The 15979-nt window shown below is 31.1% G+C and carries 14 protein-coding genes; 11 read left to right on the top strand and 3 right to left on the bottom strand.

The window, feature by feature from the left end; genetic code table 11:
- Positions 1-153 precede the first annotated feature (153 nt).
- From IKS50_RS08950 to IKS50_RS08915, 8 genes are all read left to right on the top strand, one after another.
- Positions 154-675 carry a hypothetical protein gene (locus tag IKS50_RS08950; protein WP_292848684.1) on the top strand — a complete coding sequence of 174 codons (522 nt, stop codon included), beginning with the start codon at positions 154-156 and terminating at the stop codon, positions 673-675.
- Complete coding sequence (locus IKS50_RS08945) at positions 672-827, top strand: hypothetical protein (protein ID WP_292848681.1); 156 nt, start codon at positions 672-674, stop codon at positions 825-827. Before IKS50_RS08950 ends, IKS50_RS08945 begins: the two co-directional genes overlap by 4 nt.
- Positions 828-836: 9 nt before the next feature.
- Entirely contained in the window at positions 837-1205 is a 369-nt protein-coding gene (locus IKS50_RS08940) for a hypothetical protein (RefSeq protein WP_292848678.1), read from the top strand.
- Complete coding sequence (locus tag IKS50_RS08935; protein ID WP_292848675.1) at positions 1202-1498, top strand: hypothetical protein; 297 nt, start codon at positions 1202-1204, stop codon at positions 1496-1498. The genes IKS50_RS08940 and IKS50_RS08935 overlap by 4 nt, the downstream gene beginning before the upstream one ends.
- A gap of 160 nt (positions 1499-1658) precedes the next feature.
- A complete protein-coding gene (locus tag IKS50_RS08930) occupies positions 1659-2507 on the top strand; it encodes a hypothetical protein (RefSeq protein WP_292848672.1) in 849 nt (282 codons plus the stop codon).
- 55 nt (positions 2508-2562) lie between these two features.
- Positions 2563-6162: an ATP-dependent DNA helicase gene (locus tag IKS50_RS08925; protein WP_292848669.1), complete on the top strand. Its 3600-nt coding sequence runs from the start codon at positions 2563-2565 to the stop codon at positions 6160-6162.
- Positions 6163-6359: 197 nt separating this feature from the next.
- Positions 6360-7574 (top strand): DNA repair exonuclease, encoded by a 1215-nt coding sequence (locus tag IKS50_RS08920; RefSeq protein WP_292848666.1) that lies wholly within the window; start codon positions 6360-6362, stop codon positions 7572-7574.
- Between the two features lie 2 nt (positions 7575-7576).
- Positions 7577-10324 (top strand): SMC family ATPase, encoded by a 2748-nt coding sequence (locus tag IKS50_RS08915; RefSeq protein WP_292848664.1) that lies wholly within the window; start codon positions 7577-7579, stop codon positions 10322-10324.
- A gap of 20 nt (positions 10325-10344) precedes the next feature.
- Here the strand turns inward: IKS50_RS08915 and IKS50_RS08910 are convergent, their stop codons facing one another.
- Positions 10345-10740, bottom strand: a complete 396-nt coding sequence (locus tag IKS50_RS08910) for a nuclease (RefSeq protein ID WP_292848662.1) — start codon at positions 10738-10740, stop codon at positions 10345-10347.
- A gap of 98 nt (positions 10741-10838) precedes the next feature.
- Between IKS50_RS08910 and IKS50_RS08905 the strand changes: the two genes are divergently transcribed.
- From IKS50_RS08905 to IKS50_RS08895, 3 genes are all read left to right on the top strand, one after another.
- The gene (locus IKS50_RS08905) at positions 10839-12119 is read left to right on the top strand and encodes a Mur ligase family protein (protein WP_292848659.1); all 1281 of its coding nucleotides are present in this window, start codon (positions 10839-10841) and stop codon (positions 12117-12119) included.
- A 66-nt stretch (positions 12120-12185) separates the two neighbouring features.
- Entirely contained in the window at positions 12186-13373 is a 1188-nt protein-coding gene (locus IKS50_RS08900) for a hypothetical protein (RefSeq protein WP_292848656.1), read from the top strand.
- 24 nt (positions 13374-13397) lie between these two features.
- The gene (locus IKS50_RS08895; protein WP_292848653.1) at positions 13398-14051 is read left to right on the top strand and encodes an NTP transferase domain-containing protein; all 654 of its coding nucleotides are present in this window, start codon (positions 13398-13400) and stop codon (positions 14049-14051) included.
- On the opposite strand, the gene IKS50_RS08890 is transcribed toward IKS50_RS08895, so the two are convergent.
- Both IKS50_RS08890 and IKS50_RS08885 read right to left on the bottom strand, forming a co-directional pair.
- The gene (locus IKS50_RS08890; protein WP_292848650.1) at positions 14043-14720 is read right to left on the bottom strand and encodes a DUF169 domain-containing protein; all 678 of its coding nucleotides are present in this window, start codon (positions 14718-14720) and stop codon (positions 14043-14045) included. The two genes, IKS50_RS08895 and IKS50_RS08890, sit on opposite strands and share 9 nt — an antisense overlap.
- A 25-nt stretch (positions 14721-14745) precedes the next feature.
- The gene (locus IKS50_RS08885) at positions 14746-15978 is read right to left on the bottom strand and encodes a PD-(D/E)XK nuclease family protein (protein WP_292848647.1); all 1233 of its coding nucleotides are present in this window, start codon (positions 15976-15978) and stop codon (positions 14746-14748) included.
- Position 15979: the final 1 nt, after the last annotated feature.

Genomic DNA, 15979 nt, shown 5'->3' with positions numbered 1-15979 from the left:
GTAGTGTTCTTTTAGACTTATAATGCTTAATCTAAATTTCACCAAGATTAAGCGAAAATTTACAGAATTGCTTATTGGACTATTCTAGCAACGGCTATCGTTGAGTTGGGTTATATCCTTAAACAAAAACTATCATCATTTGGAGAGAAATTAATGGAAATTAAGAGAAATATCAATTTAAATGTTAAAAAGACTGTTGAAAACTCTGTAGCGGGAAATGAGGAATTTCATTTCTATGTGGATGAAATTACATCCAATGATTACATGCCGACCTATGCTGGGAAGGCAGATGAAAAGTATACATTCGATGAAATGAATGACGAATTCTTTGAATTCTTGAATCGTAAGGCAAATGAGGATGGAATATATATCCGTCTTGTATTTGCAACAGCTAGTGAAATTGATGGTGAATCTGTATTCGAATTGGAATATGGTGACAATAAAGAAGAATTTAGAACAAAAGACATTGATGATGTCTTAATATTTGAATTTGCAGACTTCGGGATTAAAGTAAAAGGTTCCGAGGTTACTTTTGGAGCAACTATTGAAGGAGGTTGTGGACAGACCCCCTACTTTGCCGAGTTTGGATCAAGCAAAGCAAATGAGAAATTTATTTCACTTGAAAATCCTTTAAACAAAAAGGTTATTGAGATTATGGAGGGGATGATACTATGATTAACAGTCTTGTAACAGTTGTACAGTTGATTGTAATATTAATTTCATTAGCATTAGTGCTATACACATTATTGATTAGAGGGGATAATAATAGAAGTTCGTATATAATGTTTTTGCTTAATTTATGTTTGTTGTGGATGTTATTGATTTAAGAGGTTTCAATGGAGTTTAATTGGGATAAATATACGGTAGAGATTGGTGAATTTTTAAATGTTGAAACGTTAAGGGAAATTGATTATGGAATTTTAGACTTATCAGGAATTAAAGATTGTGAACTTAAAGAAGTTCTTCTGTTCTTTGAGGAACTTCTAACAATGGAGCTAAAGCTGAATTACTTGGAGAATGAAACTGGACTGTTTAGAGTTCAAGTTATTGAAAATAAATATTATTATAATGAATTTGGATATATCATTGAATCTGATTCAATTTATGAGTTAAAGGAATTGGTTCAATCTGAAAACAGAATATGGTATGTCTTTGATGAGATATTGGCAGGGAGATTATTAGTTCAATCAGGGGGTAGGAAATGAATACATGTCCGAATTGCTTAAAAAAATTAAATGAGAATTTCGCATATTGCTATGAGTGTGGAAGCGAAATTGATGGTGAAATCATAGGAGATTTTAAAACAAATCTCCTAAATGTTTTCCAGGTTAATAATGGATATATCTACATATTCTCAGTTCATGGAAGACAAATTGTCTTGAAAGCTGATTCACTTGAAGAGTTAGAGGAGTTAGTCAGGATACATAAATTTCCATGGATGGAACTTGAAAATAAACATTTAAGCTTTGAAGCATCTAAAATTAATGCTTCAACTTGAATTTCATGCTGACAGCTGTTTAACTGGGTTTTTTTACTTCATTCATATTTGTCTCACCTTTTTAACTCCTATAAATTCGTTTTTTCCCAGTTAAACAGTAAAATTATCTTTTAAAATTTACATAAGTTATTTATCTTATTCAAAACAAATAATGTTAACAATGATTAATGAAATTAATATAAAAAGATTAGATGAACTTATCGGAGATTTTGACACTCCATTTTTCAATTATCTACTTTATTCCTATGATTTGACTTTACAGGAATGTGAGGAAATAATCGAAAAACTAAAAAGTGACATTGCATCTAATAAAATAATTTCAAATAATATTGTATCAACATTAGATGATTATCTTAAATCAAAAGTCATTGACTTAGAAAAGCAGGAAAAAATAGAGTTCTTATCTTCATTGATTCAAGAAGACAACGATTTTTATATTAAATACTTAAAAAAATATGATCTTGATTCTGAGGACATTAATATGATTTATGAAAGGGTTGAATCTAAAATAATTAATGATAATATAAGTGATTTTGAAATCAAACGGTATTTGGAGTATTATTTTTTAAATTCCGTTAAGCAACTTTCATATATAAATGAATTGGATAATATTGTTGGTAGGAATTATGATACGTTAATAATAACCAACCTTAAAAAGAAATATCCTATCCTGCAGGATCGGGACATTGTAGAGATAATTTCCAATATGTATGGGGAAATCATCGAGGCAAAAGAATTTAAAAAGGGTATTAAAAATGAATTTAAACGTCAATGCATGGTTAAAAGTGAAAATAAAAAGGCTCAATGCCGTAAAAAATTAGATTATTTTGTTGAAGGCAGTGGGGATTCATTTTCCAAATTAATTAAATTTAAAAGACTTTCCAAAGATGATGGAAAAATCATTGTTTCCGAGATTAAAGAGGATATTTCAAAAGGTTTGATTCAACCTGAAAGTATTGATGGTGTTTTTATAACTAAACGTTTTAATGATTATAATGAGAGAGAGTAGTGTTTTTACTTTTCTTAAAAGTAAATTTAAGAATTTATATGACTTATGTGAAGTCATGGAAAAATTTATTGTATTGAAGAAATATGACCTAGCCATGGCTACCGCAAAAGTTATCTTGGATTTATTTTGCCACCAAACCAAAAAGGAATTGGTCTTCACAATCGATGTTTTTAATGACCCGACATTAATGTTAAAACAAAGAGACCTTGAAAGTGTTCATAAAACATTGTTCAAATATATCTATGAGGATTATTTTGTAGGATTTGAGGAGTTTTTACAAGTTGACTATGAATTTGATTTCTCATTTTTGGGACACAATCCGAAAATCACTAATGAGGACATATACCTGATTTTAGATAACCTTGAAGTTAACTCAATAAAGCCGTCATTAATTGATTTGGAAGGCGAAGATTTGATATCCATTGAAGAGCTAGATTCAGCTGATAAGATCAGGGCTTTAACTTTAATTGAAGAAAATTTAAATAAATTCATTAAAGAGCAAGTTCTGACCCTAGATTTATTTGATAGTGAAGGAAATCCATTGTCAAGGCCTTTAAACTTCCAAGCATTTAAAAAAGCTGATAGGTGCACGGTACGTGAAATTCCTCCTGACGTAAATCTGGATGAACATCAAAAACAAGCTGTCGAGTTTATAGGCAAACCCCTGGTTATAAACGCAGGTCCCGGCGCAGGTAAAACAAGGGTAATAATTGAAAGGGTATTATATCTGATAGAAAATGGAGCAAGCCCCGAATCAATACTTGTAATCACATTTACAAATAAAGCTGCCGATGAATTACGTGAAAGATTTAAAAAAGACACAAAATTAGATTTAAATATTATTAATCAAATGAGAATAAGTACAATTCACAGTTTTTGCAGGTCTATTCTTTCTGATTTTTGTGATATTCCATATAATTTACTTAAAAGAGAATCTGAAAGAAATCTGTTTTTTAACAAACACAGAAAAGACTTAGGATTTACGGGTCCCGCATTTTTAAGGAATTATGAGTCAGGTCAAGTTTTAAAAAAATATGATGAGTTTGCATTATTTGAAGTTGACTGTGAAGGTTTAATCGATTATATCGAATCAAAATACACTCCGTCAGATGAATATCTATCATTCATTGATGAATTTTACCAAAATCATCCGAAAACCCAATATCCGACCAAAAAAGACATCAAACAACACAAATTTCAATGTGATGTTTATAAAGCAAGATATTTGCAGATTGCAAAATCATATGAAGATTGGATTGAATTAATGGAAAGCGAACATGTCTGTGACCAGAATTACCTTTTAGTTAAAGCCCTTGAAATATTGTCAGATGAAAACAACTTGAAACAAGTAAAATACCGAAATGTTTTGATTGATGAGTTTCAGGATACCGATGCAATCCAAATGCAAATTTTCGAACACATGAGAAGCATAGCAGATACATTCACGGTTGTTGGTGATGCTGACCAGAGCATATACTCATTCAGAGCAGCAAACCCGAAATTTTTCAATGATTATTCAAATAATGACGAATTTGAAAATAAGATCCTTATAAATAATTATCGCTCAACATCGGACATTGTCAAGTTCAATGAGGAGTTCATCCGTGAAAAACGTGTAAATCAAAAGGATTTGAAAACTACTAACGAATCTAAAATGCCGGTTTACATGCTTGAAAATTCACGTCCTGAAGATGAGTATCGAGGAATTGCATATATTATTAAAAACCTTAAAAGTTCAGGTAAAATTTCCAAATATAGTGATATTTGCGTATTGTTTAGAAGCCATAAAGATAAAAAAGACATTCTTGAAGAATTTGAAAAACAGGAAATCCCATATTATCTTAAGGGAATCGATGATTTAATATATCAGGATGAAGTGAAAGCTGTTCTGACCCTGTTATGGTATATGCTGCCTTTTGATCCAACTAGAATAGCTTATTATGGGGATGGGGGTCAATGGATTAACTTATCCTCTTTCACAGATAAATATTATGATGCATCAAAAGTATTTAAGCTATCTAATAAAACCCAAGAAATATTAAATGAAATCGAGCTGAAGTACCATTCAAATGTTTTAAGAATTAAAAATAAATTTGAAGCGATGGATTCCGATTCCAAATCAACTTCAATTATGGATGTTGTCCGCGATTACTCTGATGAGACATTAGATAAAATCTTTAGAAAAGTAGGAGTTATAGATTTAAGTACATATTCACGCGATGAATTTAGAAGTATTGGAATTACTGATGAGCATGATTTAGACTTATTTGAGGGATTAAATGATTTAAAATCATCTTTAAGCGATGTAAGATTAACTTCCCTTGAAGTATTTTATGAATTAATAAAAATCACAGGATATGCTGATGAATTACTTTCTAGGTCTGATTTTGAAGCTAAAAAAGCGGCGCTTAATTTAGCATTGATTTCCGAGATAATTTCCGATTATGAAAATATCATGGGAAAATATGATTTAATCGGTTTATTCAATTATCTGTATCGTTCACTTAAATATTACTCATGTCCAATTAATGAAGAGGAAGACAACTCACAAAAGGTCCATATTATGACAGTTCACAAAGCAAAAGGCCTGGAGTATCCTGTTGTGATAACTGCATCCATTAAAGATCGAAGTTTTCCGCTCACCTTTTCAGCCCAACGTAAATCACATATTTACAATAATTATCCTGTTTATCCGACTCCCAATGAATTCTTAAAATATAAAATTTCAGAAGAAAAGGAACCATTAGAATTTAACCGAGAAGAGGAAAGGGTGGTTTATGTTGCAAATACCCGTGCTGAAGAATTATTGATATTATCTACAGTATTGCCTCGCACAGGCAGCAGAACTCCAAAAGTACTGCAGGACTTTGAAAACGATTTGGTTAGAATAGAGCCATCTGACGTATTTAAAATGAAAAAGGTAACTTCCCATTTGATTCGTGATTCTAATTTATTTAACCAGATAGACTTTGAAAGCATTTTAAGCGATTATTTGTTCTGTCCTTTAAGATACAATTTGGAATCTAATTTAAAATTCAAAAACCCAAAAAATATTAATAAATTTGTTGATTCTAAACTTAGGATAATTGTTAATCGTCTTCACAATGATAAATTTATGACTGATTGGGATAAAGAGAGTATAGAAAATCTGGTTTCGGAAGTCATTAAATCATATTCATTTTCATCAGGTGAAAAGAGTTTAAAAGATTTATTTAATAATTTCGCTGATTACTGGCAGGTTTATGGCAAAAATTTTGATGTGGTTGAAACTGCCTATCCGGTTAGTTTGGATGTAAAAGGCTATGATATTAATGGGGTCATTGATCTGATAATTTCTGAGGGTGAAGGAGTGAGTCTTGTTCACTTTATCCGTACAAGGGATGAGATGAAAAACTATCATTCATTTTACATGGAACTTTTAAGTTATTATGCAAGGGCATTAAGCGAAATGGAAGATGTAAAAGTTGAAAATTTGATATTATATGTTTTGGATGAAGGAAAACTCTATGAAAAAGAATATGTCAAAAATGAATTTATATTGGAGTTTTTAGAAAGTGTAGTGAAAAATATTTCTGAAGATAACTACTCAAAACATTCTGTAAGCTGTGATAAATGCGAATTCAGTGGACTGATTTGTCAAGTTGAGAGATATTAATTTATAATTATTATTACAATTCCAGATTAACTTACATATTAAATTCCTTTTTTTGCTACGATAAAATCAATTTTGATTACTTTTCAAATGCTCTCTTAGCAAAATATTAAATATTAATTAGATTAAATTATTACACATTAAATACTTGTTAAAGTGTTTAAATTGGTTATATACACAAATTAAAAGAAGGTAATATAATGAAATTTGCACATTTAGCAGACACTCATTTAGGTTACCGTCAATATGGATTATTTGAACGGGAAAAAGACTTTTATGAAGTGTTTGAAAAGGTTATAGATAAAATAATTGAAGAGAATGTAGACTTTGTAATACATAGCGGGGATTTATTTGAAACCGCAAGACCTTCACCTATGGCACTTTTAACATTCCAAAAAGGATTATTGAAACTTAAAGGTGCAGGAATCCCAATGTATGCAATAGCTGGAAACCATGATTCTGTAATGCGTAAAGGTTCAATTCCACCGCAGGTAATCTTTAAAAAATTAGGACTAAAAGTAATCAGTACTATTAATCCAACATATATGCACGGAGATATATTTATTGCAGGATTACCATACTATCCGGCATCACATGGAAAAGCTTTAAAAAGTAAATTGGCCGAATTATCCCAAAAAGCAACAAACCATGATAAAGCAATTCTAGTTTTACACCAGGGAATAGACAAATACTTTGGTTATAATTATGAATTGGAAATAGGCGAAATTCCAGATAACTTTGATTATTATGCGTTAGGCCATATTCACAAATATGTTAACGATAAATTCGGAAGGGGCAGATTGGTTTATCCTGGATCTAGTGAAGTTTGGAAAACATCAGAGCTTCAGGATTATCATGAAAATGGTAAAGGATTTGTAGTTGTTGACTTTGAAGGTTCAAAACCAATCGTTAAAAGAGTTAAAATAGATATCCCAAGAGAATTTATCAAAAAAACAATTGATTATTCTAACTTAGAAAAGGATATTTCATCAATTAAAGACACTATTAAAGATTTTGATAAAAAACCTATTCTGAATTTAACAATAAATAATGTTGAATCAGACACTAAAGGGATATATGATATTATTAAGGAAGAATTAGGTGATCTGGCATTAATGATTAGGCCTTCATTTAATCTTGCAGGCGAAGAACCGATTGACGTTGGGGAGTTAACCGCTAAATTAGGTCCTGAAAAGCTTTTAATAATGCAACTTGAAGGATATGGCAATAGTGATGTTGATATTTTAGCCACTGATTTGTACAAATTATTGTCCAAAGATAAATTTGATGAAGCTAGAGAAATTATTGCCCAATTCTATGATGAACATTATGCGAGTGTCGCTGAAGATGTTGAATTTAAAACTGAAGAACCTCCAGAAAATGAGGATGTACAAAAAACACTTAAGGAGGATTAAAAATGATTTTCAATAGATTAAAATTATATAATTTTAAATCCCATGAAAACACAGTAATTAGATTTAATAAGGGGATTAGTGTCATTGTCGGAGAGAATGGTGCAGGAAAATCAACAATCCTTGAAGCAATTAGTTTTGCATTATTCAAACAACATACAGGTAAAAAAATTGACGATTTGGTAAGAAATAATGCATCATCAATGACAGTTGAGTTAGAATTCACATCTAACGGCAGGGAATATAAAATAGTCCGTCAGAAAAAATCAAACTTAAAGTCTTCTTTGTTTAAAAGGACTTCTTCAGATGGAGGGTATGTGCATATCTGCACTGGCGATAAGGAAGTATCTAATGAGATTCACCAGATATTGGATATCGATTCTGATCTGTTCTTGAATGCAATCTACATAAGACAAGGAGAAATTGCAGAATTAGTTGATAAAACATCCGCTGAGAAAAAACTATTAATAGGTAAATTGTTAGGACTGGATTCTCTTGAAAAAGCATGGAAAAATCTTTTACCATTAATAAATGATTATGAAAATCAACTAGCTGAATTGAAAGGCAAATTGTATAATTCTAAAGAATTGCGTGAAGAATACACCCTAAAAAAATCAGAGTTAGACACTCTTAAAGATAGGGGCCATGAACTTGAAGAACAAATCGAAGATGTTAAAAAGATTTTAGATGAAATGGCTGAAAGTAAACGTAATATGGAAATAGAAAAAGAAATCTATGAAAGTCAAATCAACAGTCTTGAAGTTGAAAAGAAAACATTGTCTAAACTTGAAGAAGATAAACAGATGGTTCAAGAAAATTTAGATAAGATTCGTGAAGCCGAAGAGGAAATCGACAGATTATCCAAATATATTTCAAAATTAGATATTTATCTTGAGTTCGACAAAACTGTAGAAAACATTCGCAGATTGAAAAAAGAGGAAGAGGCAGTTGAAGAGAAATTAGCCGCTATTGATAATCAAAAATTAATTCTTTCAAATAAAATAGAAGGTTATAATAATTATTTGTCCTCAGAAGATGAAATCACTAAATGCAATGAACAAAAAACTAAATTAGAAAACGAATTAGATGCAATGTCTAAACTTGAAAGTGATAAAAAAGAGTTATTAACACAGATTGAAGATGAAAGAAATGATATTGACGATTTCTTTTCAAATGCTAAGGATAAATTATCCGAAAATGGATTGGATCAAGATGAATTAGCAAAAATTGATGACTTTAATCATTTAGATGAAGCAACTGTTAACTTTATTGATGAGATTTCATCAAAAATCGAAAAGTTATCAAAGGACATCATTGCTAAGAATGAAGAGATTGTTGTCTTCAAACAGAATATCAAATCTTGTGAAAAACCTTTAGATGAATTAGATGAAATCGATAATAAATGTCCTGTTTGCCAATCAGAAATAGATTCATTTAAGAAAAAAGAATTGATTAAACAATACAAATCTGAAATTGCTGAAAACAAAAAGCTCATTGTTCAAAATGAAGAAAGCCTTAGTTTATTTACTAAAAATAAGAATAGATTTGAGGAAAAACGTGAAGACCTTTCCGGATTGTCTAAAGAAATTGTTGAATATAAACAAAAATTCCATCATTTACAAGATGAGTTAGTTAGATTAAATAAAATCGATGAGCAACTCGAAGGTAAAGAGCAAATAAGCAATAAGCTTGGTGACCTTATATTGGATTTAGCTAATAAAAAATCCGCTCGTGAAGAATTCAAAGAAGAGCATGATGCATATATTCAAGCTCAAGGCGCTTTAGATGCTTTAGGAAGTGAAACCGATGCTCAATTAAAACTAAAACAAATAAAAAATGAGATAGATAATCAGGTCGTGATTATTAAAGGAATTATTGAGAAAGATCCTCACTTAAGTAGTGAAATCACTGAAAAGGAACTTGAAGATCGTATCAATGATTTAAAACAGAAAAATGAAGAGTATAATCAATACAAAGGGTTTATTAAAAATAAACAATCATTCATGGCTCAAATGGACTCTATTAAGGATGACATTGGCATGTCCTTAAATCAAATAGACATCACTAAAAATAAGATTGAAGCTTCAGCATTCAATCAAGAAAAATACGAGCAAATCCTGTTGAATTATGAGAAATATGAAGAGAAAAAAAATTCCTTCTCAACTGAACTTTCAGAGATCAAAGGCGAAGCACGGGAATCAATAAAAGTTATTAATGAATTAACAGGTAAAATTACTGCTGCTAGCAAATTCGAACAGGAGTACAATGATATTTCAGATTATATAAATTTACTTTCCCATATTAGAAATTTATATAGTAAAAATGGTGTTCAAAAAGATTTAAGGAATATTTCAAGGCCGATGATTCAAAAGCATACTAAAGAATACTTTAAAGAGTTTAACTTTAATTATTCGGATTTAACAATTGATGAGGAATATGATGTGACAGTTTATGGTCCTGAAGGCGAATCATCAATGACTATGGTCAGTGGCGGTGAAAAAATAGCTATTGCACTTGCTTTAAGATTGGGTATTACTCAAGCTATGGCAAATGGTGAATTGGATACTATTTTATTAGATGAGCCTACAATTCATTTAGATGCTTCAAGAAGGCATGAATTAATTAATTTATTAAAAGAAATGTCCTCTTTACCTCAAATGATAATTGTTACTCACGAAGCGCAACTTGAAAACGCCGCTGATAATTTAATTAAAGTTGAAAAAGAGAATGGTATTTCAAAAGTAATAATGTAGCTACATTATTACTATTTTTTTTACATTGTGTGTCTAGCATCTTTAATTGAATCGATAATACAATTAGCGTTCCATCCAACGATAGTTGCAGCATTTTCTTCTAGTATTTCTGGAACTTCTTCTAATCCGTATGGTCTTACTAAGACTATTGGTATGTCATATTTTTTACTAGCGTTTAATAGGTCTTCAAATAGTTCTTTATTATCATTGTATAGGCCGGCTAACATGATAATTCCGTCCACTTTGCTGTAAAATTCTTCGCTTGCTGTTGAATATGATCCTGACATTGATTCTTTCCATAAAAAGTCAACTTTGGAATATAATTTTTCTGTAAATTGACCATATTCGTTATTTCTATCGAAACCGTTAGTGATAATTAAATTGTATATTTTGTCATTTCTTTCATCTTCGAACATCTAAACACCTTGCTTTAATTTTAACCTTTTATGATATAAAAATATTTATTAATTTTAAAAGTTAAGATTATATTAGAATTGTTTAGGAATTATTTTTTATGAAAGCTGCAGTAATAGGATTAGGTGTGGAAGGAAAAAAAGCAGTAAACTCTCTTTTAAAACATGGTTGGGAAGTTTATGCAACTGATTTGAATATTAATGTTGATTTAAATGGTTTAAATTTGCCAATATTGGATATGGATATGATTGATGACAATCAAACAGTTTCTATTGTTGGAGATAAAATAACTGTTGATTTGGGGTTTACTAATTCTTATGCTATTGAAGAGTGTGATGCAATAGCTTTTAGCCCCAGTATGTATGGGGGCTCTTTTGCTAATAAACTATTGGAAAACGGCACATTATTAAGTGATATTTTAGAAAAGCATAAAAATATTTTCACAATTGGAATTACAGGAACAAATGGTAAAACTACAACAGTCCATATGTTAAAAAATATTTTGGAAAATGCCGGTAAAAGAGTATTGGTCGGTGGAAACGGCGGTGGAGGATTTTCAGGTTATTATGATTTAATCCTCGAAGCTGAAGAAGGAGATTATGATATTTTGCTTGTTGAAGTCTGTGATATGACTTTAGACTTTACAAATTACTGTTTTGATTTTGATATGGTTGGACTTACTAATATTGGTAATGATCATATGGATGTTCACAAAACCATAGCAAATTATAAAGATTCCTTAGTAAGATTTTTCACAGGCAAAACAATTTTTACAGCATATAATCAAGATTTCAACGCTGATTTTAAAGAAGCGGCTAAAAAAACTATTCCTTATTTTGCCTATCAAGATGAATTGCAATTAATCGGAAAATTCAACTTACTTAATGCAGGATTGGCAACTGCTATTGCAAAGGAGTTAAAAGTACCTAAGGATGTTATTAGACAAACCCTTGCTGATTTTAAAGCTGTTCAAGGCCGTTTAGATGTGTACAAGATTAATGATGCTGATGTTTATGTGGGCAAAACCGATAATTCAGATGCTTTAGCTTCAGTTTTAAAAGAAAAAGATTTCTATGCATTATTTATTGGAACTCCGAGACATAATGAGGTTCATAGATTAGATATTTTAGATGTTGCCGCGGAATATAATCCAGAAGTCATTGTTTTGTTCCCAGGTTTAGATGATACTCTTGATATTGCAATATACAGGCTCCATTCCTTGGGGTATATGGGAAATATTATAACCGTTAACACTCTAGACCAAATCATTGAACTGGTTGCAGAGTACTCTCATGAAGATGCTATTTTAATTGGAGGAAATGGTCAAGATACAATTATAGATATTCAAGAAAGGATTAAATTGATTTCAGAAAAGTTATGACCAGTTAATAACATATTTATATAACGTTTTTTATAATTATTATTGTATATTTATTGGGTGTATTAAATGAGAAACGGTTGGAGAAAAATTTCAATTGCTATTTTGATAGTATTAATTTTTTTATGTATATTTGTAGCTTTTACTAGTTCTGCAACTACAAATTATACTGCTGAATCCGTAACAAATGAATACAATCTTCCTATTGGCCAATCCATGTTTGAAAATCAATCTATTGTAGGTACAACTAATCCGGTCGAAGTTCCTTTAATATCTAATGCAGGATTTTTATTGCATCAGCTTTTAGCTTTAGATTTACAGGGCATTTTAATGGCTACATCAACTGGTGTTGTTCCGTTTGACTTTACTACTGTTGCAGGAGAGGGTATTGATTCTTACGGTAATGTTGTTGATGTTGAGGGTCCTGGCTTTTTAACTTATGCTGGAGATAAATTAGTTGTAAAAGCACCGGATAATTATGTTTGGGCTTATAGTGCACCATATAAATGGCTAGAAAAAACAGAATCCGGTCTTGATATTTATGAAGATGGCAAATTGGTCAAATCCGTTCCTGTTGACCAAATTAGGAATCTGGACTATAAAAGTGATTATTATAATGGCACTACAATTGCAAATTGGTATAATTATGATGCATCTGTAGGCTCTACTTTTACTTTAGAAAAAGGAATGGTTGGTTTTTCCGATGGAAGGAATAATATTAGCTCATCTGATGTTCCCAAAATATTCGGTCAAGACGTGGTAGATTACGCTTTTGAATATCCTACTGGTTCTCCAATTTTGTTATATTCTGGAAATTACACTGCAGAAAGCGGTGAAGCTTATGGTACTTCTTTAGGTTCTCACCCTGAATATGGTAATTATGTAAGAGAAATAAATGCAAGACAATTCGTACAAGCATGGAATGGAACTGTTATTCCTCCTAATTCAACATCCAGTGGAAAAGATTATATTTACTTCGAATCCGCTAAAGATTCTGAAGCACCTGGTGGAAGTGCAGCACATGGAGTATGCCCTCCAGCTAGAGCTTTAAGAGCAGCTGTTACTGCAGAAGGATTTGATTTGCCTGTTGGTATGTCTTGGGATGAAAATGCGGTTCTGTTTGGATTCAATCCAGCTCAGGATATTACAGTAACCAACAACCATGACTATCCAGTCAAAATTAATATGTGGACTGAAGGTGAAGGTACGGGTATGGGCATTTATTGTCAAATAACTAGATATATTCCGAATGGTTGAATATATCTTTCTTTTTTTTATTTTATGTCAATCTCTACTATTATTACTGCGGCTGGAAAAAATTCTAGAATGAGGAAGGATCAGCTTTCTCGAGGAATGGATTTAACAAATAAATTAATTTTACCATTTAATAATAAGACTGTTATAGAGACAACTATAGACAATGCACTATCCTTAAATATTGATGAATGCATTGTTGTACTTGGCCATTATGCTAATGAAATAAAGGAAGCTATTTTTGATAATTATAAAGATGACGTAAAATTCATTGAAAACAACCCTGTGGATGTAGGTTTATCAGTGTCATTATACAATGGTTTGTCAAATTCTGAATCCGATTTTGCATTATGTATTACAGCAGACCAACCAACAGTCTCAACTGAAACATTCAATAAAATGATTGAAGTAAGTCAAAATAGTGAAAATCCATATAAAACTATATCAATTTTGCGTAGAAGAAAAACAGGTTTATTAGATACCGCTGAAGGCCTTGGAATGCCTTTTGTAGCACCTCGTGAAAACCTAATGAAATATTTGGAAAATGAAAATGATAATTTAAATCCGATTTTACGTAAAATATTTGATGATGGATACACATTTTATGGAATAAAAGAAAAAAATGAAAAAGAGTTATTAAATATTAATCACTATGATGATTATTTAAAACTCTTAGATTGATTCAAGGCCTGAAATAACTTCTTCGATTTTGGCTTTACTAATGCCGACTGTCATTTCATTATCTTTAATATCAGCTGCCTTTCTTGAACCGTCACAGCCTAAAGTGAAGTTTATGCCATCTGCTAAATATGGGTTAGCAAATGCGTCACCGCATAATGATTGAATACCTGCAAATGATGGGTTAATTTTCTCACCAGTTTTATAAACAATACTTTGAGCAAGTTTCATTCCGCCAACAGGTTCTGTAATGACTTGAATAACATCAGCTTCAAAATCAGCTTCATCTAACGGTGCATAAATCATGCCCCAACTGATATCTTCGATGATTGAAAGTTTTCCAGTGAGTTTTTTAGCAGTTTCTAAATCTTGGAATCTGCCTAATGAAAAGTATTTTTCACCATTTGCTAATTTTTCAGGCATGTCCCTAAGACCAATAGCCCCTGCTCCTCCTAAACATAGTTGTTGGTCTATTGTTGAGTAAAATTTATCACCTAAAGAAGCTTTTCTAACCATTTCGCAATGTCTAATCTTTTCATCAATTAAATCATAACCTTCAGGAAGGTCTTCTTCTGTTTTAATTAATTTCATTGCTACAGGTTTAGCATCAAGATTAATTTTACTTTCGATCATTTCACAATATTTTTTGTTTTTCTCCAGATTATCTGCCATACTATCACCTAAATTATTATTTGTTTTAAGGAATTTTTATATCTTTGTTTTTAACACTGTTATTTTTACAGAATGTCTTAAAATCGCAAGCACTACAGGTTCTCTCATCTGATTCTGCTTTCCATGCCTCCTGAATCTTACAGCCTTTAATTTCTTTGATTAATGAACTTTCAATATTGAAAACAACGCTGTCAAATCTATCCAGTGAATCATTGATCTCTTCTTTATCAATGTTAATTATTCTAATTGATCTGGCTATTTTAAACTCTTCACTAAGTTCCGGTGCCTTGTCATCTTCGCTCCAATTCATTATCAACTCAATATCATTGGCGAATTTGCTATAATCAATAGCATCATCGGTTAGGTCATTAGCGATTTCCTCTTGAATTAGGAGCAAATCCTCTTTTGAAGGTACAAGTTCATTTAAATAGAATATTATTCCAGCAAAAATTGGTTTTGAATCCTCCTGTTGGCGTCTAAGCCAAGTATATGTTAAAATTTGTTGCCTATGGTTCTCCCAAGGATTATTGAATTTATTAATGCTTTTCAAAGGAGGTCTTTTCATGCCTTTGTAATCAATGATAATTTCATATTCGTCTCCGTCACTATAATTAGCAATGCGTTTTCGAAATTCAGGATCTTTTTTTAGAAATTCAATTATTTTATTATTGTAGTTATCCAAATTGCTTTGATTAAGGTTATCATTGATTTTAATGGAACTTAATACATCTACAACTCCATTTATTCCATAATAATTTGACCTACTGACGTTTTTTTCATAATTGGGCATGTTTCTTATTCCTTTTATTAAAATTTCAGTAGAATCAATTAAAGGAAACAGGTGAGGCCCCCATATATTTATGGCCTTTTCAGCTCTTGCACTAGCCAATTTTTTATGGTCATGTTCATTTAATTCATCAGCTGTTAAATCGCTGTTTAATAAACTGTAAAATAAATCTTCATCATAGGGATAAAGCCCATCCACTTGCAATCGTATATCAATCATATCTTCAATTGGCCTAATGTCAGTTTTCCAATCCCATGGGAACTGTTTATTATTCAAATCCCATTCCAGATATGCCTCTTCCAGTACGCCATGAATAAATTCCCCAAACCATCTTTGCACAGGTTTTGAAGGAGGCAATGTTCCCTTATTCTGATATCTATATTGCAAGTTGCATGTTAAAAATGACAATAAGTCTCCTGTTAGACTGTATTCAGGAATCATATATGATTTTGATCGGGAAGGTAATTTCATG

It is taken from the genome of Methanobrevibacter sp. (assembly GCF_017539065.1).
GTDB lineage: Archaea > Methanobacteriota > Methanobacteria > Methanobacteriales > Methanobacteriaceae > Methanocatella.
Note: the sequence above shows the minus strand (reverse complement) of the source record. Positions and strands in the feature narration are given on the sequence as shown.